General features: G+C 64.1%; 22 protein-coding genes. 10 read left to right on the forward strand and 12 right to left on the reverse strand.

Translation table 11 applies throughout. The features are described 5' to 3' along the window. Window positions 1-54: 54 nt before the first annotated feature. Genes BGO82_RS14430 through BGO82_RS14440 form a run of 3 tightly spaced genes read left to right on the forward strand, consistent with a single transcriptional unit; the run spans window position 55 to window position 2,146 of the window. Entirely contained in the window at window positions 55-408 is a 354-nt protein-coding gene (locus tag BGO82_RS14430) for a DsrE family protein (RefSeq protein WP_291306303.1), read from the forward strand. 14 nt (window positions 409-422) lie between these two features. Next, window positions 423-1,604, forward strand: a complete 1,182-nt coding sequence (locus BGO82_RS14435) for an MFS transporter (RefSeq protein WP_291306304.1) — start codon at window positions 423-425, stop codon at window positions 1,602-1,604. Between the two features lie 14 nt (window positions 1,605-1,618). Next, on the forward strand, window positions 1,619-2,146 hold the full coding sequence (locus BGO82_RS14440; RefSeq protein ID WP_291306305.1) for a prolyl-tRNA synthetase associated domain-containing protein: 528 nt from the start codon (window positions 1,619-1,621) through the stop codon (window positions 2,144-2,146). A 731-nt stretch (window positions 2,147-2,877) separates the two neighbouring features. On the opposite strand, the gene BGO82_RS14445 is transcribed toward BGO82_RS14440, so the two are convergent. The 3 genes from BGO82_RS14445 to BGO82_RS14455 form a co-directional block, all read right to left on the reverse strand. After that, on the reverse strand, window positions 2,878-3,135 hold the full coding sequence (locus BGO82_RS14445; protein ID WP_291306306.1) for a hypothetical protein: 258 nt from the start codon (window positions 3,133-3,135) through the stop codon (window positions 2,878-2,880). Between the two features lie 140 nt (window positions 3,136-3,275). Beyond that, window positions 3,276-3,491, reverse strand: coding sequence for a hypothetical protein (locus BGO82_RS14450; RefSeq protein ID WP_291306307.1), 216 nt, complete (start codon window positions 3,489-3,491; stop codon window positions 3,276-3,278). A 1-nt stretch (window position 3,492) separates the two neighbouring features. Then, window positions 3,493-4,710, reverse strand: coding sequence for an FAD-dependent monooxygenase (locus tag BGO82_RS14455; RefSeq protein ID WP_291306308.1), 1,218 nt, complete (start codon window positions 4,708-4,710; stop codon window positions 3,493-3,495). A 95-nt stretch (window positions 4,711-4,805) separates the two neighbouring features. Between BGO82_RS14455 and BGO82_RS14460 the strand changes: the two genes are divergently transcribed. Continuing rightward, complete coding sequence (locus BGO82_RS14460) at window positions 4,806-5,531, forward strand: TetR/AcrR family transcriptional regulator (protein WP_291306309.1); 726 nt, start codon at window positions 4,806-4,808, stop codon at window positions 5,529-5,531. A 97-nt stretch (window positions 5,532-5,628) separates the two neighbouring features. Here the strand turns inward: BGO82_RS14460 and BGO82_RS14465 are convergent, their stop codons facing one another. Next, window positions 5,629-6,408, reverse strand: coding sequence for a phosphodiester glycosidase family protein (locus BGO82_RS14465; RefSeq protein ID WP_291306310.1), 780 nt, complete (start codon window positions 6,406-6,408; stop codon window positions 5,629-5,631). Between the two features lie 362 nt (window positions 6,409-6,770). On the opposite strand from BGO82_RS14465, the gene BGO82_RS14470 reads away from it, so the two are divergent. Next, a complete protein-coding gene (locus BGO82_RS14470; RefSeq protein ID WP_291306311.1) occupies window positions 6,771-8,708 on the forward strand; it encodes a TetM/TetW/TetO/TetS family tetracycline resistance ribosomal protection protein in 1,938 nt (645 codons plus the stop codon). A 143-nt stretch (window positions 8,709-8,851) separates the two neighbouring features. On the opposite strand, the gene BGO82_RS14475 is transcribed toward BGO82_RS14470, so the two are convergent. The 4 genes from BGO82_RS14475 to BGO82_RS14490 all read right to left on the reverse strand — a co-directional run bounded on the left by BGO82_RS14475 (window position 8,852) and on the right by BGO82_RS14490 (window position 14,111). Then, a complete protein-coding gene (locus BGO82_RS14475) occupies window positions 8,852-9,736 on the reverse strand; it encodes a universal stress protein (RefSeq protein WP_291306312.1) in 885 nt (294 codons plus the stop codon). A 17-nt stretch (window positions 9,737-9,753) separates the two neighbouring features. Then, window positions 9,754-11,052 carry a nitrate/sulfonate/bicarbonate ABC transporter ATP-binding protein gene (locus BGO82_RS14480; protein ID WP_291306313.1) on the reverse strand — a complete coding sequence of 433 codons (1,299 nt, stop codon included), beginning with the start codon at window positions 11,050-11,052 and terminating at the stop codon, window positions 9,754-9,756. 13 nt (window positions 11,053-11,065) lie between these two features. Continuing rightward, window positions 11,066-12,799 (reverse strand): ABC transporter permease subunit, encoded by a 1,734-nt coding sequence (locus tag BGO82_RS14485; RefSeq protein ID WP_291306314.1) that lies wholly within the window; start codon window positions 12,797-12,799, stop codon window positions 11,066-11,068. 829 nt (window positions 12,800-13,628) lie between these two features. Further along, window positions 13,629-14,111, reverse strand: coding sequence for a hypothetical protein (locus BGO82_RS14490; RefSeq protein ID WP_291306315.1), 483 nt, complete (start codon window positions 14,109-14,111; stop codon window positions 13,629-13,631). A gap of 208 nt (window positions 14,112-14,319) precedes the next feature. Between BGO82_RS14490 and BGO82_RS14495 the strand changes: the two genes are divergently transcribed. The 4 genes from BGO82_RS14495 to BGO82_RS14510 all read left to right on the forward strand — a co-directional run bounded on the left by BGO82_RS14495 (window position 14,320) and on the right by BGO82_RS14510 (window position 18,148). Further along, complete coding sequence (locus BGO82_RS14495; protein ID WP_291306316.1) at window positions 14,320-14,796, forward strand: TIR domain-containing protein; 477 nt, start codon at window positions 14,320-14,322, stop codon at window positions 14,794-14,796. A 97-nt stretch (window positions 14,797-14,893) separates the two neighbouring features. Then, window positions 14,894-16,342 carry an SIR2 family protein gene (locus BGO82_RS14500; RefSeq protein ID WP_291306317.1) on the forward strand — a complete coding sequence of 483 codons (1,449 nt, stop codon included), beginning with the start codon at window positions 14,894-14,896 and terminating at the stop codon, window positions 16,340-16,342. A gap of 106 nt (window positions 16,343-16,448) precedes the next feature. Continuing rightward, window positions 16,449-17,276, forward strand: a complete 828-nt coding sequence (locus BGO82_RS14505; protein WP_291306318.1) for a transcriptional regulator — start codon at window positions 16,449-16,451, stop codon at window positions 17,274-17,276. A gap of 2 nt (window positions 17,277-17,278) precedes the next feature. Continuing rightward, window positions 17,279-18,148, forward strand: coding sequence for a nucleotidyl transferase AbiEii/AbiGii toxin family protein (locus BGO82_RS14510; protein WP_291306319.1), 870 nt, complete (start codon window positions 17,279-17,281; stop codon window positions 18,146-18,148). A gap of 31 nt (window positions 18,149-18,179) precedes the next feature. Here BGO82_RS14510 and BGO82_RS14515 read toward each other — a convergent pair whose 3' ends face one another. From BGO82_RS14515 to BGO82_RS14530, 4 genes are read right to left on the reverse strand one after another with little or no spacing between them, the layout of a single operon-like run. Continuing rightward, window positions 18,180-18,794, reverse strand: coding sequence for a hypothetical protein (locus BGO82_RS14515; protein ID WP_291306320.1), 615 nt, complete (start codon window positions 18,792-18,794; stop codon window positions 18,180-18,182). Between the two features lie 50 nt (window positions 18,795-18,844). Next, window positions 18,845-20,725, reverse strand: coding sequence for a hypothetical protein (locus tag BGO82_RS14520; protein ID WP_291306321.1), 1,881 nt, complete (start codon window positions 20,723-20,725; stop codon window positions 18,845-18,847). After that, a complete protein-coding gene (locus tag BGO82_RS14525) occupies window positions 20,722-21,231 on the reverse strand; it encodes an ABC-three component system middle component 2 (RefSeq protein ID WP_291306322.1) in 510 nt (169 codons plus the stop codon). Before BGO82_RS14525 ends, BGO82_RS14520 begins: the two co-directional genes overlap by 4 nt. Further along, window positions 21,219-22,220, reverse strand: a complete 1,002-nt coding sequence (locus BGO82_RS14530) for an ABC-three component system protein (protein WP_291306323.1) — start codon at window positions 22,218-22,220, stop codon at window positions 21,219-21,221. The genes BGO82_RS14525 and BGO82_RS14530 overlap by 13 nt, the downstream gene beginning before the upstream one ends. 139 nt (window positions 22,221-22,359) lie before the next feature. Here BGO82_RS14530 and BGO82_RS14535 point away from each other — a divergent pair, with 139 nt between their 5' ends. Then, a complete protein-coding gene (locus tag BGO82_RS14535) occupies window positions 22,360-23,799 on the forward strand; it encodes an ATP-binding protein (RefSeq protein WP_291306324.1) in 1,440 nt (479 codons plus the stop codon). Window positions 23,800-23,810 lie beyond the last annotated feature (11 nt).

The following is a 23,810-nucleotide window of genomic DNA, read 5'->3' on the forward strand; positions in this document are numbered from 1 at the left end:
GCAGAGTGATTGAATGTAGCTAGCACGATGCCGCCTAAGGAACAAGCCGCGCCCATGAAAACCCTGCTCATCCTCAACGACCCTCCCTACGGCACCGAGCGTTGCTACAACGCCCTGCGGCTGGCGAGTGCGCTCCTCAAGGCCGACTCCGCCAACCATATCACCGTATTCCTGATGGCCGACGCGGTCGTGGCCGCCAAGTCCGGCCAGAAGACACCGGAAGGCTACTACAACATGGAGCGCATGCTGAAGCGGGTGCTCGCCGGCAAAGGCGAGGTGCTGCTGTGTGGCACCTGCATGGACGCGCGTGGCCTTGCCGACAGCGACATGATGGAGGGCGCCCGCCGCAGCACCATGGACGAGCTCGCCGCCGCCACCATCGCGGCGGACAAGGTATTGGTGTTCTGATGCAGCGCCGCGCCATGCACTTTCAGGTCTTCCTGCTCGCCAGCGCCCAGGCGCTGTTCCAGACCGCCTCGGTTCTCGTCATGACGGTCGGCGGGCTGGCCGGCAGCCAGATCGCGCCGCCCGAGCTGGCGACGATGCCGATCGCCGCGATGTTCCTCGGCACGGCGGCGATGACCTTCCCCGCCTCGATGTGGATGGCCAGGGCGGGACGACGGGCCGGCTTCATCGCCGGAGCGCTGCTCGGTGTCGGCGGCGGGCTGATCGCCGCCATCGGCATCTGGCTCTCGAACCTGGCGCTATTGTCGCTCGGCACCTTCCTTGTCGGGGCCTACCAGGCATTCGCGCAGTTCTATCGCTTCGCCGCCAGCGAGGTCGCCGATGAGGCCTTTCGGCCCCGCGCCATCTCGTTGGTACTGGCCGGTGGCGTCGTCGCGGCTCTTGCCGGGCCGATGCTCGGCCGGCTTGGCGGCCCGCTTGTGCAACCGGAATATATCGGCTCGTTCCTGTTGCTGGCGCTGGTCTCGATGCTCGGCGCGGGCATCATGCTGCCGCTGCAGGTTCCGGCCCCCAAAGTGGATTCCGGTGAAGCGGCGCTGGGCCGACCCTTGCGGACCGTTGTGGCCCAGCCCGCTTACCTGGTCGCCCTGTTCGGCGCGGCGACCGGCTACGGCATCATGATCCTGGCGATGACGGCAACCCCGCTCGCCATGGTCCATCACCATCATGACCTTGCGACCGCCGCGACGGTGATCCAGCTCCACGTGCTGGGCATGTTCCTGCCGTCCTTCTTCACCGGCTCGCTGATCGCTCGGTTCGGGGTTCTGCGCATCATGCTGGCCGGTGTCCTCATCCTTGCGGGGCACGTGCTGATGACGCTGACAGGCACCGGTTTCGGCTCCTTCGCCGGCGCGCTCGTCCTGCTCGGGGTCGGCTGGAACTTCCTCTATGTCGGCGGCACGACGTTGCTGACCACGACCTACACCGCCGCCGAAAAGGGCCGCGCCCAGGCCACCAACGACATGACCGTCTTCGTCGTCGGTCTCGCCTGTTCCTTCGGGGCAGCGGCGCTCCTCCAGACCCTCGGCTGGCAGATGCTCAACCTGATCCTGCTGCCCTGGCTCGCCCTCGCGGCACTGGCGCTGCTGTGGCTGGGCTGGAAGCAGCGCCGTCAACCAGCTCCGGCGTCGGTTGGTTGATGGGAGCTGCGCAAATGACCGAAGCAACTCTATCCGCCGAGCGGACCGCGCAGGCTCGCACCCGGTTGTTCGACAGGCTGACCTCGCTCGGCATTGCCGCGCCGATCGTTCCTTATCCCGTCCATGAGACCGTGGAGGAGGGCAAACGCCTGCGCGGCGAGATGGCCGGCACCTTCACCAAGAACCTCCTGCTCAAGGACAAGAAGGGACGACTGTTCCTGTTCTCGATCCATGAGGATCGTGCGCTTGATCTCAAGACCTTGCACCAGCGCATCGGGGCGAATGGCCGTCTTGGTTTCGCACCGGCCGAACGCATGATCGAGCTATTGGGTGTGCAGCCCGGCGCATTGACCCCGCTGGGTCTCATCAACGACAGCGCCGGCACGGTCACGGCGGTGATCGACGCATCTTTGCTGGAGGCCGAGCAGGTCAACTTCCATCCGCTGGTCCAGGAGGAGAGCGTCGGTCTTACCCCTGCTGATCTACTTTCCTTTGTCCGTTCCTGCGATCGCGAGCCATTGCTGGTCTACTTCGCTGAGTGACGGATCACAGCTCTTGTGGGCGCTCGCTGGTTTCCCCGAGCCGAAGCCGTTCCGTGACGACCATCGCCTCGTCACAGACGCCTGGAAAGACCAGCTCCGCGATGCCATGCGACGAGCGAGGCCAAGTTGGGTCCTCTATGGGAATGACATCTATGAATGGCGATAGCCTACGGCAGTCAAGCTCGCGGGCATCCCACTGAGGGCAGCGATAGCGACTCGCGGTGATTCTGAAGAAGGGGCGACGACCGACGATCCGTCAGCGATAATCTTCCGACCTATCCTACGAAGCCCTGTTGGACACGGGTGATGATGTCCGAGTCATAGCCCTCTCGCGGCAGCAGTGGGACGATCCCCACACCTTCACCAACCTGCAGCTGATCCACCAGATGCGCCGCGAGGGGCGTGTCATCTGACCCTGGCGGTCGCCGGCCTGCAGGAGGCCGAGCCCGACGTTCAGGCCGAGACAATCATCCTCAGAGGATGATTTCGCTGACTTCGATATGAAGATGGCGAATTGCCCGCATGAACATCAGCCGCTTCGATCCGCGCAAGCGTAGGGCGCCACCGCCGGCGCGATATCGCCTTTGGCTTCCATTGCACCCTTGCGACGCACCGGCCAACGAGTTGTTGGCTGACGGTGAACGCGTAATGTTCATTTCCGGCGGACCGCGGCTTGTCGCCTGAGACAAGGCGCCCGTGGCTGAACGACGTCTCCTTAGGGAACGGCGTCGTCAATCATGTCGTGCTCTGCTCTTTCCGGCGGCCAACAGCAGCCCCAACGTAGCGCCGAGGACGGTGGCGATGCCGTGTATGTCCCTGAGCGCCAGCAGCAGGAGCGCGGCGGCGATGCCCGCAAGGCCGAGCAACTGGACGGCGCGGCGATCGTGGAGCAGCGCGCGGGCGAAGATGCTGCCGGCCAGTGCAAAGCAGGCGACAGAATTACCGGCGCCGATCGGCTGCCACCATGCGGCGAGAAGCTGCGTCAGCATGCCACTACCGAAATAGATCGCGAGCCAGCGCGGTCGCGACCAGAGCTGCTCGCCATCGCCCCGACCAGCGCCAGGGCAGCGAGGTTGAACGCGCCCCCGGCGAGGCCGCCATCCTGCACGAACAGCGCCGTGCCAAGCCGTTAGAGCTGGCCCCCGGCGGTCGCACCGAGATCGCGGCGGAGCAGTTCGAGCGTCGGCGGCCAGATGAGCTGCACCGCAAGCCCCACAGCAACGGCGACGAACACGGCGATGGTCGCGAGCGGTAGCCGGCGCGCGGTTCGGTTGGCGAGCAGCCGTCCGCAGGCGACGGCAACGGTCAGCACGAAAATGAGGATGGGCGGAAGATAGGGCTCCATCTCACCCGCCCGTGGTGCCGGCATCCCCCCAATCGCCGCCGATGCGGCGCAGCACGTAGCTGGTGGCCGGCTTGCTGTCGAGCAGATCGGCGACGACACGGCGCAGCGCGCGGCTGTTGGGATCAGGCCGGCCAAGCGCCGACTGGGCGCGCGTCCAGTCGAGAATGGCGGCGCCGACAGGGCGGCGCTCGGCATCATAGGCATCGAGGCTTTCGGGTGGCGCGGCGCCGCGCAGCACCGGCGGCAGCAGCCGGCCGAGCGCGGCGGCATCGCCGAATCCCTGGTTGAGCCCCTGGCCGCCGGCAGGCGAATGGATGTGCGCGGCATCGCCCGCGAGCAGCAGCCGGCCCTTGCGATAGGCGTCGGCCTGGCGGGCGGCGTCGGTATAGCGCTGGGCGAAATGCAGGCGTTCGACGCGCAGGGGCAGGCCGGCGACGCGGGCAAGACTGCCGGCGATCTCGTCGAGCGAGACGGGCGTGGCACGGTCGATGGGCGGCCCGCCATATTCGACGATGTGGAAGCGGCCGGCTGGGGCATGCAGCCAGGTGCCATGCGGCGTCTCGATCCAGTCGCCGACCGGAGGCGCCGCGCCCGGCGCAAGATCGACGAAGGCGATGCGGCCGACGAACTCGGCATCGGTGCCGGGAAAGCCGATGCCGGCAGCCTTGCGCAACAGGCTGCGGCCGCCATCGCAGGCGACCAGCCAGCGTGCGCGGAACGCGCCAATCCCTGTATGCGCCTCGATGCCGAAGGTGCCCTCGGAAAAGCCGGTGACGGCTACGCCCATGCGGATCTCGGCGCCCGCGGCGCGTGCGGCGTCGTCGAGCGCGGCGACGATGTCGGCCATGGCGACGGCGCCGCCGCCGAAGCCCGGATCGCCCAGGGTCGCCGGATCGAGATTGGCCGTCTTGAGGCCGAGGCCGGAAAAGTGCCCGATGAAGCCTTCGGTGACGGTCCGGCCGGTCGCGGGCGGCGCTACGGCGTCGGGATCGAACCACCACAGGGCGCGCGAACGGATGGCGTCGAGCACACCGAGCCCATGCAGCAGCCGGCCGCTGGCGACATTGACGGAGCGGGCGCCGAGCGGACCCGCGGGCACGGCATGGCGGTCGGGTCGAGCCTCGAGCACCAGCACGGCGGCACCGGCGCGCGCCAGCTCGAGCGCCAGAGCCAGTCCCACCGGACCGCCGCCGGCGATGATCACATCATGTTCGTGCATGGCGATAACCCAGAACAGTGTTCGCAGTAGCGCCGGTGATAGCAACTGGGTACAATGTTCGCAATAGGGGACCCGCCGTGCCTACGGAAAAGCCCATGCCTTCGGTGATCTGGATGCGACCGGTACGCGGCAGGCGCGGGCCGGAGCCGTCGCGGGATCGCGACGCCATTGCCCGAGCGGCCATCGCGGTGGCCGATCGCGAGGGCTTGGCGGCGGTGTCGATGCGGCGCATCGCGGCGGAGATCGGCACCAGCGCGAGCTCGCTCTATCGCTATGTCGCGCGCAAGGACGATCTATTGAATCTGATGGTCGACGCGGCGCTGGGCGCGGGCGAATTGCAGCCTTCCGGCGACTGGCGCATGGATCTGCAGCAGATCGGGCACGCCATGCGGGCGGTGTTCAAGGCGCATCCCTGGCTGACCACGGCGCTGGCCGGGCGGCCGACGCTGGGACCGAATCGGCTCAGGGCGCTGGAGGCCATGCTGACCCTGCTCGCCCCGAGCGGATTGCCGCTGGCCGAACAGCTGGCGCTGATCGACGTGCTGACCTCCTATGTGCGCGGCTTCGTCGCCTCCGAGCTCGCGAGCGACGCGGCGATCCGCCAATCCGGCCTGAGCGCGGCACAATGGCATGCCGATCAGGCGGCCTATACGGCGGCGATCCGAGCTTCCGGCGTCTATCCGCTGACAAGTGCGCTGTTCGACGAGCTGCAGCGGACGGGTGCCGCCGATCAGGATGCGGGGTTCGCGGCCGGGCTCGATATCGTGCTCGAGGGCATCGCGGCTCGATGGGCGGTCGTCCGGCACGGCAAGCCTACCTAGATGCCGACCCCGCCATCGAGGCCATCCGGTTCCAGGCGGCGGCGCTCATGGCCCGACCACCTTCTACGCCGATCCGGGCGATCCCGCCATCGTTGCGCTATTCCACGAGGCCGAGCATCGGGCCGAAGCCGCCATGCCAGGAGAAGTCGTTGCGGCCCAGCTCCGGGCTGTAGAGGCCGACGCCGCGCCCGCCATCGAGGAACAATGCGTTGGGGCATTGCAGGTGGTCGCGGAACAGGCGGGCGAAATCGTGGAAGTTCACCGCGCTCTCGCTGATGACGAAGCGCACCACGCCGCCCTCGCACACGCCCACCCCGTCGCGGCGCGTCCGGTCCGTCGAGCCGGGGATGAAGATGGGATTGATCTCGTTGTCGATGACCAGCAGGGGGCCGGACTGCGTGGCGAAGCGGACCTCCGGCCGGCGCTTCACATAGTCTTCCGTCGGCAGGATGCCGGCGCCCTCGTCGCCGAGAGTGAACACGCCGTTGGGCTGCTTGTAGAAATTGGGGACCTGTCCGGACGATCCCTCCATGGTGCGGGTGTTGATCGGCCGCAGCTCGCGCCCCTCTTCGACATAGAGGCCATTCGGGGAGAAATCCGTCTGGTACATGCCGGCATTGATCGCGAATGCGAGGTTGCGCCCGCTCTCGGCGACGGCCTCGGCCAGGGCCGAGAAATGGCGATAGGGCCGGCCGCCGGCATCCTTCCAGAAGAGGCGCAGGTCGTCCTCGCCGGGGTGCACGGTGCAGACGATGAAGGCGGCCTCCTCAAAGCCCTGCTGTTCGCACTGCTCTGCGAAAGCCGGTCGCGCGAGTGCCAGCGAGGCCAGCAACACGAGCAGCACGGTAAGGAACAGGTGTCTGCGGGGCATGGTCATTGGCGGGCGGTTGGGAGAGGGCAAGATGCTATGGTAGACCCAGCCGGATATCGCAGCATATCGAGTTCGATTTGGGCGGCCGCTGCAGCGCGCAAGGTTAAAGGCTGTTCCGTCTACTCAGCCGCATGCCTGGCTGGGCAGCCGGTATTCTCGATGAGGCCGCGCAATAGCCTAAGCTGCAAGGGCGCGCACAAACCTCACAGCTGGCAGTTGACCCTATCTCCCCATTCGCCATAGCGTAGCCGCGCTGCACTCAAAGAGGGCGGTGCAGGCAATACCTGTGTTCTTGCGCATAGAGGTCCCCATGCCCCGAGTCCCTTCTCATCGAAACCAGATCTGGAATTCTGAGAAGATGACGCCTCATGCGCACCTTGAATCTGGGCATTGTGGCCCATATCGATGCCGGCAAGACCAGCCTCACTGAGCGGCTGCTTTTTGAAGCCGGCGCCATCGCCAAGCTTGGCAGCGTGGATGCCGGCAATACCCAGACCGACAACCTCGATCTGGAACGGCAACGCGGGATAACCATCAAGGCAGCCGTCGTATCGTTTGCGCTCGGCAACACTACCGTCAATCTCGTCGATACGCCCGGCCACCCCGATTTCATTGCCGAGGTCGAGCGAACGCTGGGTGTGCTCGATGCCGCCGTGGTGGTGGTTTCCGCCGTCGAGGGCGTGCAGGCGCAAACGCGCGTGCTGGTGCAGGCGCTTTGCCGCCTGAACGTGCCCTTTCTGTTTTTCGTCAATAAGATTGACCGGCTTGGCGCCAGCTATGAGAGTGTCGTTGCTTCGCTCGCCGACCAGCTCCATCTGCGCACGATCGCCATGTCGTCGGTCAACGACGCAGGCACCAAGGCCGCCGGGGTCAACGCCCTCGATTTCGGTGCCGATCCGCAGCGGCAGGCCTTGCTCGATCTGCTGGTTGAGAACGACGAAAAATTGCTCGATGACTTCGTGCTAGCCCCCGACAGGCTCACAGAGCCGAGACTGCGGCAAGCCTTGGCCGATCAGGCCGGCAGGGGCCTGATCCATCCGGCTTTTGCCGGTTCGGCCGCGACGGGCGCCGGCATGGCGGCGCTGATGGATGCCATCGAAACCCTGCTGCCGGCCCGGCAACCCGATGATGCAGGGCCGGTGCATGGCCGCATCTTCAAGATCGACCGCGGCTGGGGCGGTGAAAAGCAGGCTTATCTCGCCCTGACATCGGGCTCGGTCCATTTGCGGCAAATGCTCCACCTCCCGAAAGGCGATGAACGCATCACCGGCATCCATGTCTTCAAGGCTGGAAAACTCATGCCAGCCGCTGAGCTGGAAGCCGGTCAGATCGGCCGGGTCAGCGGCCTTGCGGCAGCGATCATCGGCGATGCCGTTGGCGAAGGGGCAATTTTCGAGCGCTCAACCCATTTTGCTCCACCGACCCTCGAAACCCGGGTGCTTGCCCGCCGGCCATCCGACCGGCGGGGGCTATGGGTGGCGCTGGGTCAATTGGCGGAACAGGACCCGCTCATCAATCTGCGGCACGACGAGGAAGCGGGCCAGATGTTCGTCTCGCTCTATGGCGAGGTGCAAAAGGAGGTCATCGGCGCAATGCTGGAGCAGGATTTCGGCATCGAAGCCGAGTTTCTGGAAAGCAGCGTCATCTGCGTGGAACGGCCTGTCGGCACCGGCGAAGCGCATGAAGTGGTGTTCGAGGGCGGAAATCCGTTCGTTGCCACCGTAGGGCTCCGTGTCGAGCCGCGTTCGCCCGGCTCGGGCAACAGTTTTGCCTTTGCCGTCAATATCGGCCTGATGCCGGCGGGGTTCTATCGGGCTGTCGAAGAGACCGTGGCAGACGCCTTGCAGCAAGGTCGGTTCGGCTGGCCGGTGATCGATTGCCACGTCACCATGACCATGGCGGGGCAACGCGCGCCAATTTCCACCGCAGGCGATTTCCGGCACCTGACGCCGCTGGTGCTCGCCGCGGCTCTCGCCATGGCCGATACCAGGGTTTGCGAGCCGATCAACCGCTTCCGCATCGAGGCCGCATCCGATGCGATCGGGCCTTTGCTGACCTTGTTGGGACAGGCTGGAGCCACGCTGACCGGCACCGAGGTCGAGGACGGAACGGCGAGGCTCGAAGGCACCATTGCGACTTCTGCCGTGCAGCAGGTGCAACGCGCCCTGCCGGGTCTGACGGGAGGTGTTGCCGCGATGGAAAGCGCCTTCGACCATTATGCGCCGATGGCGGCGCCGAAGGAGCGCCGCAGGGTCGGACCTGATCCATTCAGCCGCGACGACTATCTCGCCAGGCTGCGGCGATAGCATCGGCGAGAACGCTACGCGATCGGCACGATCGTTTCCGATTGTGCGGGGTCATGATCTCTTCCTCCGATCGGTGGCGAAGCATGGGCGCCACCGATCGGCAATGGTGCGTGTCGACCTCGAACAGCTGTGCCGTCCGGATATCAACTGCGCGCGACGAGAACGTCGCACGCGGCTTCCCGGAGCACCCGCTGCGTGACGCTGCCGAGCAGCGCCTGGCGCACGATCCCTCGGCCGTGCGGTCCAATGGCTATCAAGTCGATTCCGCCGGCCTTCGAGAGCCGCACCAGGGTCGGTCCGGCACTGCCGTCGACGACGCGCAGCCCGAGGTTGCCCTCGCTGCTGATCCTGCCTGCGGGAGCCGCGAGCTCCTCTCGCGCCTTGTCGGCTCTCGCCGTCTCGTAGCGCTGGATTTCCGTCTGCGGCGTGCCAGCCCTCAGCATGGCCTGCGCGAAAGCCAGGGGCGTCTCCACCGCATGCAGCAATTGCATCTTTGCGTGCGGTGCCAGTCTCAAAGCCTCCGTGACGGCCGTTGCCGATTGCTCCGAGAAGTCGACCGCGGCCAGAATATGCTCATAGGGCGCTGCGGATTCCCTCCCTACCATCAGGACCGAGGAGGTCGCTGACCGAATGATCCTGTCGGCCGTGGACCCCAGCACCCTCTCCTTGAGGGTGCGGCCCTTGCCCGGACCGATGACGATCAGATCGGCATAGTGGTCGCCGGCGACGCGCGCGACGATTTCATGCGGAACGCCGAACTCCACCCACACCTCGGTGCGCCGCACATCGCCGCTCTCGAATACCTTGGTCTCGATGGCCGTGAACGCATGGCGCTTGAGGTCCTCCCTCAGTTCCGTCTCGCTGCGCTCTGAGAGCTCGGCGGTCTGGGCCAGCGAGTCCGCCTCGATGACGTGCAGCACGAGCAGCCGGGCGGCGTGGGCGCTTGCGATCTGCATTGCTCGGGCCAGCACTGCATTGCTGCCCGCTTCGAGATCGAGGGCGACAAGAATGGTCTTTATCGCTGTCATTGTCGCATTCTCCTCGATCAGGGGTTGTCCAGACTGAAGACGTGCTTCTCATCGTCGTAGGCAAAGACTTCGGCGTAGCGGCCGAGGTCGATAACGGCACGCAGGCTCTGCTCGGCGGCGGCAGGCGACATGTGATCCTCGAGCTCGTCGGCGAACCGGCTCCAGGGCGCTCGGTGTTCCGGCCGCTCATCGAGAACGCGCCTGATGTGGCCGGCAAGCGCGATGTGGTTCAGAAGATGCTGGGCGAAGAGGCGCTTGCGCTCGTCGGTATCGAGGCCGGCGAATCTCCGTCCCTCGGCCGTAAGGCGAATGTCGCCGCCGGCCACTTCGGCGAAGCGGAGCATCTGCAGGGTCTCGGCCACCGGGAACAACTCGTCGATCTCGAGCTGCAGCGATGCGGCGATCACCGGCAGGTCGGCCTCGCCCTCATATGGCGGCGCCGCGACCGCTTCAAGGAGACCGGACAACAGGTTGGTGGAGACCGGCGCAAGAATGGTGCCGATGCCCGTTCCTGCAGGGCGCTCCGCCCGCTTCTGGGCGGCAGGTGCGGCCTTCGCCGTCATCTCTACATAGATGCGCTCGACCAGCTCGCGGAAGTCGGGATCGAGGCGGGCACGTGGATGCGGCAATTCGACCTTGAGATCCTTGAGAATCCGGCCCGGATTGCTGCCGAAGATCAGAATGCGGTCGCACATCAGCACCGCTTCCTCGATATTGTGGGTGACGAGGATCACGCCTTTGATCGGAAGCTGGCCCTCCGACCACAAATCGAGGAAATCGGTGCGCAGGGTCTCGGCCGTCAGCACGTCCAGCGCCGAGAACGGCTCGTCCATGAGCAGGATATTGGGGTGAACGACCAGCGCCCGGGCGAAGCCGACGCGCTGGCGCATGCCGCCCGAGAGCTCGCGCGGATAGGCGGATTCAAAGCCGTCGAGGCCGATCAGGTCGATCGCCTCGATGGCGCGACGGCGGATCTCGTCGGATGGCAGTCCGAGCGCCTCGAGGCCGAGCTGCACGTTTTCCAGCACCGTCAACCAGGGGAACAGCGCAAAGCTCTGGAACACCATGGCGATGCCGGGCGGCGGTCCGGCGACCTCGTTGCCGAGATAGGTGACGGAACCGGCTGCCGGCTCGGCAAGGCCGGCGATCAGCCGCAGCAAGGTCGACTTGCCCGAGCCCGAGCGGCCGAGCAGGCCGACGATCTCGCCTTCCTTCAAGGTCAGGTCGATACCGTCGAGCACCAGCAACTCGCCGCCGTCCGGCTTGAGGAACGACTTGCGGACGCCGTGAATGTCGAGCAGGGGGGCGCTATCCATGTCGGTCTCCTTTTCAGCTCAGGCGGAACTTGCGCTCGGCGAGCTCGTAGAGCGGCCGCCAGAACGCGCGGTTGATGACGACGACGAAGGCGCTCATCACGGCGATGCCGAGCACGATGCGGTGGAAGTCGCCCGCGTCGGTCGCCTCCGCGATATAGGCGCCGAGGCCATGCGCCTTGAGCGTGGTGTCGCCCCAGGTCGCGATCTCGGCCACGATGCTGGCGTTCCACGAGCCGCCCGAGGCGGTGATGGCGCCGGTCATGTAGAAGGGGAACACGGCCGGCAACGCGATCCGCCGCCACCACAGCCAGCCCTTCACGTGGAAGTTGGTGCCGATGTCGCGCAACTCGCTCGGAATGGTCGAGGCGCCGGCGACGACGTTGAAGAGGATGTACCATTGCGTGCCCAGGATCATCAGCGGGCTCAGCCAGATGTCCGGGTCGAGCCCGAGCACGACGATGGCCGACACCGCCAGCGGGAACAGCAGATTGGCGGGGAAGGCGGCCATGAACTGGGCGATCGGCTGGGCGATGCGTGCGGCCTCCGGGCGCAAGCCGAGCCAGACACCGACGGGCACCCAGATCAGGCTGGCGAGTGCGATCAGCACGAAGACGCGCACCATGGTGGCGAGGCCGAGGAGGCCCGCTGTCCCCACCTCGGAGAGCGTCACGCCTTCCAGCACGAACGTGCCGATCCACCACAGGGCGGCGAGGCAGATCGCGGCGATCGCGCCATACCAGAGCCGATCGGACCAGTGCTTCCCGACAACGGCATCCTTAGGTGCCGCAGGCGCGGGCCGCGGCCGATCCGCGATCGGGCGATAGGTCCGCCGCCACGCGTTCGCCAGCGGTGCGACCGCACGCGCCACCAGATGCGAGCGGCGCAGCATGGTGATCACCCATGAGCGGGGCGGCGGTGCGCCGGCTCCCTGCTCGAAACGGAAGCGATCGGCCCAGGCCACCAGTGGCCGGAACAGCAACTGATCGAAGATCAGGATCACCACCAGCATCGTGCCGATGGCCCAGAAGATGGCTGCGAGATCGCGCTGCGCGATGGCGAGCGCGATGTAGGATCCAATGCCTGGCAGTATCACGGTGGTGTCGCCGACGCTGATCGCCTCGGAGGCGACGACGAAGAACCAGCCGCCGGCCATCGACATCATCATGTTCCAGACCAAAGCCGGCATCGCGAACGGCGCCTCGAGCTTCCAGAAGCGCATCCAGGGGCTGAGACGGAACGAGCGCGAGGCCTCGGTGAGCTCCTTGGGAATGGTGCGGAGCGACTGATAGAAGCTGAACGCCATGTTCCAGGCCTGGCTGGTGAAGATGGCGAAGACGGCAGCCATCTCCGCGCCGAGCATCCGACCGGGCGCGAGCGACATGAAGAACACCACGGTGACGGAGATGAAGCCGAGGATGGGCACCGACTGGAGAATGTCGAGCAACGGGATCAGCACCTGCTCGGCGCGCCGGCTCTTGGCGGCCCAGGTCGCGTAGGTGAAGGTGAACAGCAGCGACAGCACCATCGCCCCCAGCATCCGGAGCGAGGTGAGCAGGGCATATTGCGGCAGCGCCAGGGGATCGAGGGTGATGGCGCCGAAACCCGGCTCGGGCAACGGCTGCAAAAGTCCGCGGCTGCCCTGGGCGAGCAGCACCAGCGTGCCCAGGACGAGCAGCACGGCAACGAGGTCCCAGACGGTGAGGACGCGCGCCGACCCTCTGGTGAAGGGCGTGTTCGCCTGGGTCATTCTTGCTCTCCCGCGCAGCGGATTGCGGAGAGCGGCGGAAGCGGCCCGGAAACGGGCGCGACAACACGGTGGATGCCGGCTGGCGAAAAGCAAATTGTCGGGATCATGCCCGGCCTCCTGACTGTCGCAGGAAACGCCGGGCGAGGCAGCGGATCAGGCCCGGATCGTATCCTGCGCGATGTTAGATCGACTGCCGTCGTTCATTGCCTGTGTCCTTGTTGGCCGCCGCGACATTTATGGGCGCCCATGCAGGTTCCGATAGCATCGGACCGGGGGGATGTCACGCTCGTCGATTGGCCAGTGCGATGCAAGCGCTACGCCGGGGTCTTGCGTGGAGACACGCGCCTCCTCGTCGCTTGCTCGTATCGGCTGGAGGCTCGAAGCTTCCTTCAGTACGCGGGTCTGGCCCTTGGGGCCGAAGCCCGGCCCGCTGTCTCAGCGACCGATGTGAATCTCGATCCCAAACGGAAAATCACCGAAGATATTGCCGCCGCCCCTGCCACCACCCTTCCTGCGCTGCCGTGGGACACTCTGCTCGTCCCAAAGGCCTTGTAGCCCGTCGCCAAGTTCATTCTGGGTCCGCCACAGAGTATGGCCGCGCTTGACGCTAGGACGAGTTGTTTGGACGAAACCGTTACTTGGGCTCAAAATCTGCTCGTGGCCGGACGGCGAAGCCACTCCACCCGCTTTCGTTGTTACCACTTGGTTATGCAGTTACGAATCTAGCAGCGACGGAGGTGGTGGGTGGTCTGAACGTTGGCGTCGCTGGTCGTTCCGCCTACTACCTGACTCTGATGGAGCCCCTTCCTTAGAAGTCTCCTCAGTTGCGCTAATCTCCCGATTCAAACCGGTCACGCGCTTCCCAATAGCGGTGCCAGGCGAGCCGCATTTCGGGAACCGCTGGCTCGTCCTCGACCTCCCCGTTCGGCAGGAAGAAGAGCATCTCACAATGATCGACCTCCACGTGGCCCGTCGCCGCGAGGACTCCACGCTCGATCCTGAGGAAAGTGCCGGTGTCCAACCCCGGGTGGTCAAAACGGAACATGCAATGCTCGGCCGCCGGCCGATCGGGGATGCGGTACCATCCGTTGGCATGCCGTTCCAGCCGCAGCAGCGCCACCCGGGCTGGAAGACGCGACTGGAGCCAATGGCGGACAGGACGTGCAAAGCGGGCTCGGAAGACTGCGGGGATCACGGCGGCAACGACCCCCCATCGCTCTGCTGGCGACAGGCCAATGGGGTCCAGATCGAGCCGGCTCCAGCGAGCGAACGACCGCCAGGACCAGAGCCACCATCCAACCGGCATGTGCATTGTCGATCCTTTTCCGCAGCACATTAACTCTCGTTGTCCGACCGGTCGGAGGCGAACGCGGTGGATCCCCGAGGAGCCCGGCTTGACGCGACCAGGTGCAAATCGGGCCTGCGCGTCCTCGAATCGGACTAGGTTCGCCTCGGAACTGTTCGATTTCGGAGGAAAAGTCCGATCGGTCGGCCCGATACTTTGCCTATCGGCGTATCGCTTGGTCTGTATTGATCATCTTGCGCAGGTCTTCGCCGACCACACCCGACCATCTATTCGACGAAGCATTTTCGATTTCGTGCCTGAGGAGGGCGAATTGGCAAGAAAGGTATTCTTCAGCTTCCACTACGATCGCGACGTCCACCGCGTCATGCAGGTGCGGAACTCCTGGGTGGTGCGCCGAAACGGAGAGGCCACCCCGTTCTACGACAAAGCGGAGTTCGAAGAGGTCAAGCGCCGCGCCGGAGGCATCGAGAAATGGATCGAGCAGCAACTGGTCGGGACGTCGGTCACCGTCGTCCTCTATGGCGCCGAGACATATCATCGACCGTGGGTCCAGCATGAGATCAAGCGTAGCTTGAACTGGGCAAGGGGCTTCTGGCGATCGACATCCACAACATCAAGCACCCGCAGAGCGGCGCCGACGTCCAGGGTGCGAACCCGCTGTCATACTATTCGGTCGGCGAGCGCAAGATGAACACGCTCTATTCCAGCTACGACTGGGTGCTCAACGACGGTTACAACAATATCGAGTCTTGGATCGAAGCGGCGGCGAGGGCCGCGGGGAAATAGCCATGGCGGGCGTGGGTCGGACGAAGTTCCTCAAGGAGTTCCCGTCCTCGCTCCACGACGGGGTTGGGGTGACGTTCGTGGGCGCGGGCGTTTCGATGGCGGCGGGCTATCCATCGTGGACGGAACTGCTGACCGAGATCGGCGAGGAGATCGGTGTCAATTCCAGGGACATCCAAGATCTCGCCGCCCTCGCGCAGTGGCATATCCTCGAGACCGGCAACGCGACGGGTGTGCGCAACGTCATCAAGCGGGAGATCGGACAGGAATTCCCGGTGCCCGAGACTTTGCAGGTCCTGGCGCGTCTTCCGGTTCGCCACATCTGGACGACGAACTACGACCGGCTCGTCGAGCGCGCCTTCGCTGGCATAAACCGGCCGCTCGACGCGATCTCGGGCGCCAAGGATCTCGCGCTGAGGCCGAGGCCGGGAGCCACGCGTCTGTACAAGATGCATGGTTCGGTCGACAGGCTTGACGACTTGGTTATCTCGACCGACGACTATGAGCTCTACCGCGCGCGGCGCGGCGCCTTCCTGCCGCTGCTGCAGGCCCATCTGAGCAGCATGTCCATGCTCTTCGTGGGCCTCAGCCTGACCGACCCCAATATTCGGCACGTGCTCTCGCTGATACGCGAGAGCTTCACTGACGCTCCGCCCGAGCATTTTGCGATCCTGCGCCCTCCGAAGCGGACCGACTTCCAGACCGAGGACGAGTTCAAGGCTCGACAGGCTCAGCATCAGCTCTGGTCCAAAGATCTTAGGCGCTACGGCCTGGTCGCAGTCGAGATCGACGATTACGACGAAGTCCCGCAGCTGCTTCGCCAGGTCGAGAGACGAGTGGCGGAGAAGCGGGTCTGGGTCAGTGGTAGCTGGCCGCTCGATGGCGCGGATCCCCAGACCTCGCGGATCTATACGATTGCCGAGAAGCTCGGCCGCATGATCGGCGACACCGGTCGCGACTTGGTCTCGGGAGCCGGAGTTCTAGTTGGACCCGCGACGGTATCGGGGTTCATGGACGCGCTGCGAACCGGCGGAGGCTGGGACATCGACCGGCGATTGATCGCACGACCCTTCCCCCAGCCTCTACCGGGAAAAACTGCCGATCGCGATCAGTGGCGCGCGCTTCGAGCAGAGTTGGCGCGCCATGCCGGTATCGTCTTGTTCGTCGGCGGCCTCAAGTCAGAAGCAGGTGCCATGGTCGTCGCCGATGGCGTCATGGAAGAGTTCGAGCTTGCCAGGGCCGCCGGTTCGTTCCTGTTGCCGATCGGCGCGTTCGGCGGTGCCGCGGAGACGGTGGGCCGGGAACTGCTTGGTTCGGCAACCCCTGCCACCGGCCCGGAAGCATTGAGGCCAAGCGACGACGAACTCCGAGTGCTCTCCAATGGCGGCGCGACCGACGACGAACTCCTGGCGACCGTCCGAGCCATCCTCGATCGCCGGGCGAAGGCCGGATAGGCGCGCGGGCGCGCGCTCGCCATAACGACCACCGGCGGGTTTGGTGGCGTCGGCCCATCGTCATTTAATATTGCAGTCAATGTTATCATCTTGTAGGGATGATTTTATGATGCACAATATAAAAACTATGGGACCGAAGACGGCCAAGCTCGTCGCAGCGCTGTATGATGAAGGCAAGACCATTTTCAGCGTCGAAGACGCGGCGAAAATCCTTGGCGACCCCAAGGCGATCGTCTCCAACCTTCTCGGGAAGGCTCAGGCACGGGGCGTCGTAACTCGGCTACGCAGGGGAACGTACATCCTCGTGCCATCGGTCATGGGAAGCGAGATGCTCTATGCGGGCGACCCGCTGCTCGTCGCGGATCGGCTCATGGAAAATCGTCCGCATTATCTGTCGCATGGCACTGCCATGGCCGTTCACAACATGACGACCCAACCCCGCATCGTGATCACCGTATCTTGCGTTGATCCACCTGCGCGTTCGATCGTCGCCCAAGGTGCGGAAATTCGTGTGACCTCCATTCCGCAGATCGAATTCTTCGGAACGAAGCAACACTGGGTCGATAGCGGGGTCAGTGTCACGGTCAGCGACATCGAACGCACTGTTGTCGATTGTCTCCGACGCCCCGACCTGTGCGGCGGATATATGGAGATCGACCGCGGCTCCTGGATGAAGCGGGACGACATCGACGTCGATAGACTGGTCGACTACGCCGTTCGTCTCAGCGTGGGAGCCGTGTGCGCTCGGCTAGGCTATCTGCTGGATTCTTGCAGCATGGGAACCGATGTTCATCGTGAGGAGCTCCAGCGGCATCTCAGGACCACGTACAACCTGCTGGATCCTTCCATGCCCGCCGAGGGGCGCTATATGGCCCGATGGAAGCTGCGCCTGAACGTAGGCCAGGATGAGATCGAGGCAACCAGGAGCAGTTGACCTTGATAGCGCAGCGCGACCTTTCGATCATTTCGAACAAGCTGCTCGAAGAGACCGGGGGTCGCCGCATCCCGGAGCAGTCCATTGAGCTCGACTACGCTCTCGGCTGGTTCCTGGCCAAGCTTTCACAGCATCCCTATGGGGACAGACTGGCATTCAAAGGAGGCACGGCCCTCCGGCGCTGCCACCTCGGGGAGTACCGGTTCTCCGAAGACCTCGACTTCACCCTTCTGAACGAGGACGACTTCGACACCGTCACCAGAGCCTTCGGCGAAGTCGCCGCGAGCGTGACGGAAGAGACCGGCATGGCATTCGCCTATCAGCGGCCAGATCGCAATCCGCACGAGAACAGCCATACGTTCTACATGACCTTCACCGGCCCGATGGGGCGGGCACGCGAATTCAAGGTCGACGTCACGCGCACCGAGAGCATCGTCGCCGAACTCGAACGCAGGCCGGTGATCGTCACCTATCCTGCATACGATTTCCCGGCGAACTGCGCGGTGAAGGTCTACGGCATAGACGAGATCGTGGCAGAAAAGCTGCTGGCTCTGACCGACCCCAAGCGCACTCAGCCAAGGGATTTGTTCGACGTCTGGACCTTGGCGACGAATGGAGACTTCGGCCTCGATCGGCTGGCCTACGCCATCGCCCAGAAACTTCAGATCCGCGGCAGGGGCGCCGAGGATCTCTCCACTGCTTTCGACAAGAAGGAAAAGGCGCTGGAGAAGACATGGAGCACCAGGCTTGACGCGCAGATGTCTACAACGCCGAAGTTTGAGGGGGTTTTCCGAGAGGTGCGGGCTGCCCTGAGGAAGGCTCGCCTATTCGATCTCGTTCTGGACGCCCGACGAGCGCTGGACCGGTCATGAGCTTGCTGTCTGGTTGCGGGAATGACCTCGCTTACGGCAGGAAGTAGCGCGGCAACTTCTCGAGCGACGTCCAGACCTTCATCGGCAACGATGTTGCCAGACCGAGCGGCTCGCCCACAGGGTAGCCTGCCGCGGCCTTGGCAAGCGGCACTGAGACGCGGAGGACATGTTGAGCATCCTCCTCGGCCACGGGATACAGACCAAGATACTGCCGACCGCGATAGTGCTCCGACCCGTCCTTGACGATCGGCAGCACGCATATGCGGCCCTTCGCGCCATGGAACCATCCAATTTCCCAGCTCATCCAGTTCGAACCGGCAGCGTGTTCGGAATCGACGAAGACGAGGCCGGTCGATGCGAGCATCTTGTCCCGGATGAAGGCGGCGTCCGCCGGCGTGGTTCCAGCATGGTCGGAATGGCCGGCCTCGATCCAATCGCAGAACACCGTCAGTCCCAGGTCCTCGGTGAGGATCGTATGAATGCCGAGGACGAGCTCCTCGTCCTTGAGCGCCTGCGAGAGGAATACGTCGTAGCGCGGCTTCTCAGGGCGCGCATGCCGAGTTAGCACTTCGCGCATCGAAAGATTCGTCGCCGCGGTGACCTGACGAGCGCGCGCGCGGACACGATCCTCGACGACTAGCCCCATGACAATCCTCCAATCGCTTCGTCCCCGCGGGCGCCGCTCGCCTTCGGGCGCTATGACTGAGCCGGGCGCTGAACCGGTGCGAATAAGCCGTAGCGATTGTCGCCTGGGCGGCCTGTGAACACCTGCACCTTGGCCTCGCCCTTCAGGTCCGCGGGCGGGTCCGCGTTCTCCAGCACGATGACCTGGGTATCCTCGAGCCCTGCCAGGTGTTCGTAGAAGCCCACGGCCACCGGCGCCTCCTTCATGCGGCTCTCGTCCTCGGACAACTCCCCGTGCCTGCTGGTGAGTGGCTCTCGGTAGGTGAGCAATGGCGTGTCGAGCACGATGAAGCCGGGATGGGGGAGCTTCTGCTCCCGGCAGTAGAGCAGCAATGCGACGTTGAACGCGGCGTGCAGGATGGCACGAACGCCTTTGCCGTTGTCTGCACGCGCCTTTCCGCCGATCGTGATGTCGTTCGTCTCCAGGTCGAATTGCGCCTCCTTTGCGGCAGGGAAATTCCATGCCTCCAGGACCTCCACGACTTTTCGACCGAGGGCATAGGCCGTCGTGCCGTCTATGCCGACCGAGAGCTTCGCCTCGTTCTTCGTCGGTTTGGTGGAGTCGATCTGCGAACGCCGCACGACGAGCCGATCGCGCCGGCGAAACAGGTCCTCGACATGCTGCAGTTCCGACTGCTTCTCCAGCATGGCGGAGAAGTCGGACCGAACCGAGGTTTCAGCCGGACGCGCTTCCTCGATCTGCTTCTCGATGTCCTGAACCTCATCCCACAATCGTGTCGCTGTGGTGCGCAGACCGGAGCCTTCGGCATCGAGCGAGGTCATCGTGCGCCGTAGGTCGCGCTGCTCCATCTCGATCTTGCGCGCCTCGGCTGCGGCCGCGCGATAGGCCAGACCGAACTCGTCTGGCGCATGTCGATGCCGCTGGGCGTCGGGCGGCGCACCGCAGACGGGGCAATCCCGGTCCGCGCGGGCGAGGAGAAGGAAGCCGCTCTCCTCGAGCGATTGCAGCCGATCCCGGTCGTTGGTGTAGGTCTGGTCGAGCAGCGTGAACCGGTCGAGCGTCAAGGCGAGCTCCGTCACGCGGTCATCGATCTCGCGGCGCTGATCCAGCAAGGAACGGCGCCGAGCGACCAGTTGATCGAGCCGTTCCTGTGCCGCACGCAAATGGTCCTGCAGGCCGGCAAGGGTCGCGGCGAGCCGGTCTATCTGCTCCGACAGTTCTTTCCGATCCGGAGGCGTCTCGCCGAGCTCGTCGTCGATTTGAGCTATCCACTCGTCGACAATTTCGAGCTTGGCCGCATTGGCGACCCGCTGCTCCTTGCGGCCCACCACCGTGACGGCGGCCGCGTCGTCATGGCCGGTGAGGATGAACCGTAGCAGGTTCGATTCCAGGGTACGGTTGGTGTACTGGCCCGAATGGTGCACCGGATTGGCCTCCGACATAATGTCGGTCTCGGAAACGATGACGTATGGCAGGACGTGCCGGATCGCGAGATTGTCCTTCTCGGCGTTGACGTTCTTGACGATCACCTTGCCGCTCCACCCGATGGAATCGAGCAGGACGTGCGACACGGTGTCCTGCTTGTCGGCCTCGGCGCTGCCGAGCAGAGCGATGGGCGTGCCCGCCTCGGCGGAAACGAGCCCCTCGAAAAGGCGGAAGTCGCCCCCTTGGGTGGCTCTGTAGAGAGTCACATCGCGACCGTCGGGCAGAGTGAGGCCGAGCCATGCCGCGGTGAAGGGTTTCACTTCGTCGGTCTGCGGGAGCTTCGAGATGCCGGCAAGCATGAAGTTCAGCGCCTTGGCAGTGAAGGACTTGCCGGTGTTCGAAGCGCCATAGACTATGTTCAGCCCTGTGCCGAGGTCGAGACGAGCTTCCTCGATGTTCGGTCCGGTGAAGGCCAGATGCCGAATGATAATTCGCGGGGCGCTCACGGCCCTTCGCCTGCGTCGCGGCGCGGCTGGAACTCGGCCGTCCACCTTCCGATGCGGTCCTCGACTACCGTTCGTATCTCTTCGGTCGAGAAGGCACCGAACCGTTTTCCCAGCCACTCGGCTCGCCGCTTGAGCTCGACAGTGTACGGCGCCTGAAGGAGATCGAGGAAGCTGGGTGCCTCCTCGCTGGCCGAGAAGACGATCCCCTCTTCGGTATCGTCGATGTCGACAAGGTGGATCTGATGCATCAGCCGCAGGCTCTGCTCGACGAGGCTGCGGCGAACAAGGAGTTCGCCTGCTCGGTTGGGCAGCTCGGGATGAAGACTGGGCGGCGAATCCTGGTCTATGTCGGCAGTGTGGACGACGAGATGGTCCAGCCAGGTCATCTCCGTTAGGTCGCAGCGTCTCGGGTGCAGCGCCTCCAGGACCACGAGCGCGCGAATGCCCGTCTCCAGCGCACTGTTGAAGGGATGCGAGGCCATGCCTTCCGACTTCATTTCTTCCATGGCATCAGCCCATCGTTCGCGAAGTGGTGGCAGGTGCCCTGCTTGACTGCCGGCCCAGCGTGGGTGCCCAGAACACCGGACGCGGGCACCTGCGCCGCCTGCGTCATGACCTTGTTGACTCGATCTAGGCCGTCTCGATGACTGTCGCCGTAGACGTCCACGACGCCATGGTAGACGTCGTCTTTGAATGCCACCAGGAACTCGGGCGGAGTGGAATCCCTGTAGTAGCGGTCGAATGCCGCGGCCTCGAAGTATCGCGTGCGCTGGGTGCGCAGATGGCCGCCCCAAGTCGCATGCTTTAGAACGGCGTCGGGCCCGGCGAAGGCGCTGCCGTCGCGCTCGCCATAGAGTTCGACCAGTTGACCGAGATAGGCGGCCTCCTCTGGCACTACCGCGTCCGGGACAATCCCGCGCGGAGCTGGACCGGGATCGGCACCGAACCACTGCACGAGCACGGGCTGCATGGCAGCATCGTCCGCGAGGCCGACGGAATCCAGCACGTGCACTTGCGTGAAGTCGAAGTTTCCGATCGCGGCGCGAATGCCGTCCGAAAGGGCGATCGTTGAATTCTCAACGAGCGCGGAAGCGATCTGGGTGTCCCAGCGATCGAGAAATGCCTGCCGAAAGCGCTCCGGGTGGGCAATGAAGCCCTTCACGTTGCGCACCACGCCGCGAGGGGCCACGAAATAGTAGGCACGCGGCAGCCGATATTCGCCGTTGGCCGTGTGCATGAAGATCTTGCCCAACTCCACGAACGCAGCCGTCTCGGAAAGCCGCGTGGAGAGTTGCTTGCACTGATAGTTGTCCCAGTCGCCCTCATGTCGGGCGGCGGTCACGTAGCCGACGACGTCCCGTCCCATGTCCCCTGGCCCGGACCACCTCTCACGGCTGTAGTAGTGCTTGGCGCGATGCCCGAGCCAGTCGCTGACCAGAGCCTCAAGCCTCTCGTCGGGCAGCGTGCTGATGTCGATGGCATAGTTGCGCCGCAAACCAGATTCTCCGGATGAGCCCGAACTCTCCCGCGGCATTGCCTGATTTTCAAGGCGCTAGATGGTTTCGCCCCCGGCCGCTTGCATCATACCAACAGATAGATTAGTCTAATCATAATTAGTCTAATCTAGGTTTGCCATGTTTGTCGGACGTGAAAGAGAACTGGCCAGGCTGAATGAGGAGCTTTCCCGCCCCCGAGCATCACTAATCGTGGTCTCGGGGCGGCGGCGCGTAGGGAAATCTCGTCTCCTCTTGGAAGCAGTCAAAAGTCGGCAAACGGTTTTCTTCCAGGCTGCGAGAGTTTCGAGCGAACTCAACCTCGAAGCCTTCAAGCAACGGGTGGCCGCCTCTTTGGGGGCGTCTCCAGTACTCGATGGGATCAACGAATGGGAGGGCGTGTTTCACTACATTTCGCAACAAGCGACGGAAGATCGCGGCAACGTGGTCGTGGTGATCGACGAATTCCCTTACATCACGGACAATGACAAGTCCCTGCCGTCAATCCTTCAACGGTTTTGGGATGAGGAAATCCGCAAGGATGGCCGGATGAAGCTCATCCTGTGCGGCTCCTCGATCTCCCAGATGGAAGAGTTGTTTGCCGAGCGGAATCCGCTATACGGCCGCGCCACGACGCCCATGATCGTCCGGCCGCTCCCTTTGCGGGACGCCGCAATGTTCTTCCCCGACTACTCGGCCGAAGACCTGATCGTGGCGCACGCAGTTTTCGGCGGCATGCCGTACTATTTGCAGCTCTGCGATCAGCAGGCGGACCTGCGAACGAACATCATCAATCTGCTGCTCTCCGAGACCGGTGCGCTTGTGGACGAACCCAATACCTTGCTGCAGAGTGAACTCCGGGATCCCGCCTTCTATTCGAGCATCCTGTCCGCCATTGCGCAGGGATGCACCACCACGAATGAAATCGCCGGCCGGATCGGTCGTTCCGACACTCGCTCGTTGGGTCCATATCTCGAAACGCTAGCGCGGCTGGATCTCATTTCCGTGTCGAGGTCGATGGATGCGTCCGAGAAGGCGCGCAACCTGCACCTCACCCTCAATGATCGCCTTATCGCTTTCTGGCACTGGTTTGTTCGACCGAACCTCACCGCGATCGCCGAAGGACATGGAAACGAAGTCTACGACAGCGTCATTGCTCCAAAGTTTTCAGAATACATGGGGACCGCATTCGAACCCATCTGCCTTGATCACGTAAGGCAGTTTGGAAAGGAGAGCATGGGCTCGTCAGCTCAGAAGGTCGGTCAGATCTGGGGTGCCGACTATGACATCGACGTGGCCGGACTATTGCTCAACGGCACGTTCTTCTACGGCGAGTGCAAATGGAGATCGACAAGGATCGACTTGGGGATGGTTGAGACTCTCAAACGGCGAGCCGACCTGACCGCCTACGGGAAAGGGCATCCCGGCAAACAATTCATCTTCTTCAGTAGAAACGGTTTCAAGCCCGAGGTCGAGCATCTGCCCCAGTCTGATGCGTCCATTCATTTGATAGGTCCGGAGGAATTGGCCTACTACCCCTCTGCCAGACCAATGCCCGTTCCAAGCGGACACAAGCCTTGACTGACTCTCCA

It is taken from the genome of Devosia sp. 67-54, assembly GCF_001899075.1.
Taxonomy (GTDB): domain Bacteria; phylum Pseudomonadota; class Alphaproteobacteria; order Rhizobiales; family Devosiaceae; genus Devosia_A.

Bases quoted from the DNA above. Each gene is read 5' to 3' on its own strand.
- BGO82_RS14430 (WP_291306303.1), top strand. From the start codon at position 55: ATGAAAACCCTGCTCATCCTCAACGACCCTCCCTACGGCACCGAGCGT.
- BGO82_RS14435 (WP_291306304.1), top strand. From the start codon at position 423: ATGCACTTTCAGGTCTTCCTGCTCGCCAGCGCCCAGGCGCTGTTCCAG.
- BGO82_RS14440 (WP_291306305.1), top strand. From the start codon at position 1,619: ATGACCGAAGCAACTCTATCCGCCGAGCGGACCGCGCAGGCTCGCACC.
- BGO82_RS14445 (WP_291306306.1), bottom strand. From the start codon at position 3,135: ATGCTGACGCAGCTTCTCGCCGCATGGTGGCAGCCGATCGGCGCCGGT.
- BGO82_RS14450 (WP_291306307.1), bottom strand. From the start codon at position 3,491: ATGGAGCCCTATCTTCCGCCCATCCTCATTTTCGTGCTGACCGTTGCC.
- BGO82_RS14455 (WP_291306308.1), bottom strand. From the start codon at position 4,710: ATGCACGAACATGATGTGATCATCGCCGGCGGCGGTCCGGTGGGACTG.
- BGO82_RS14460 (WP_291306309.1), top strand. From the start codon at position 4,806: ATGCCTTCGGTGATCTGGATGCGACCGGTACGCGGCAGGCGCGGGCCG.
- BGO82_RS14465 (WP_291306310.1), bottom strand. From the start codon at position 6,408: ATGACCATGCCCCGCAGACACCTGTTCCTTACCGTGCTGCTCGTGTTG.
- BGO82_RS14470 (WP_291306311.1), top strand. From the start codon at position 6,771: ATGCGCACCTTGAATCTGGGCATTGTGGCCCATATCGATGCCGGCAAG.
- BGO82_RS14475 (WP_291306312.1), bottom strand. From the start codon at position 9,736: ATGACAGCGATAAAGACCATTCTTGTCGCCCTCGATCTCGAAGCGGGC.
- BGO82_RS14480 (WP_291306313.1), bottom strand. From the start codon at position 11,052: ATGGATAGCGCCCCCCTGCTCGACATTCACGGCGTCCGCAAGTCGTTC.
- BGO82_RS14485 (WP_291306314.1), bottom strand. From the start codon at position 12,799: ATGACCCAGGCGAACACGCCCTTCACCAGAGGGTCGGCGCGCGTCCTC.
- BGO82_RS14490 (WP_291306315.1), bottom strand. From the start codon at position 14,111: ATGCACATGCCGGTTGGATGGTGGCTCTGGTCCTGGCGGTCGTTCGCT.
- BGO82_RS14500 (WP_291306317.1), top strand. From the start codon at position 14,894: ATGGCGGGCGTGGGTCGGACGAAGTTCCTCAAGGAGTTCCCGTCCTCG.
- BGO82_RS14505 (WP_291306318.1), top strand. From the start codon at position 16,449: ATGATGCACAATATAAAAACTATGGGACCGAAGACGGCCAAGCTCGTC.
- BGO82_RS14515 (WP_291306320.1), bottom strand. From the start codon at position 18,794: ATGGGGCTAGTCGTCGAGGATCGTGTCCGCGCGCGCGCTCGTCAGGTC.
- BGO82_RS14525 (WP_291306322.1), bottom strand. From the start codon at position 21,231: ATGGAAGAAATGAAGTCGGAAGGCATGGCCTCGCATCCCTTCAACAGT.
- BGO82_RS14535 (WP_291306324.1), top strand. From the start codon at position 22,360: ATGTTTGTCGGACGTGAAAGAGAACTGGCCAGGCTGAATGAGGAGCTT.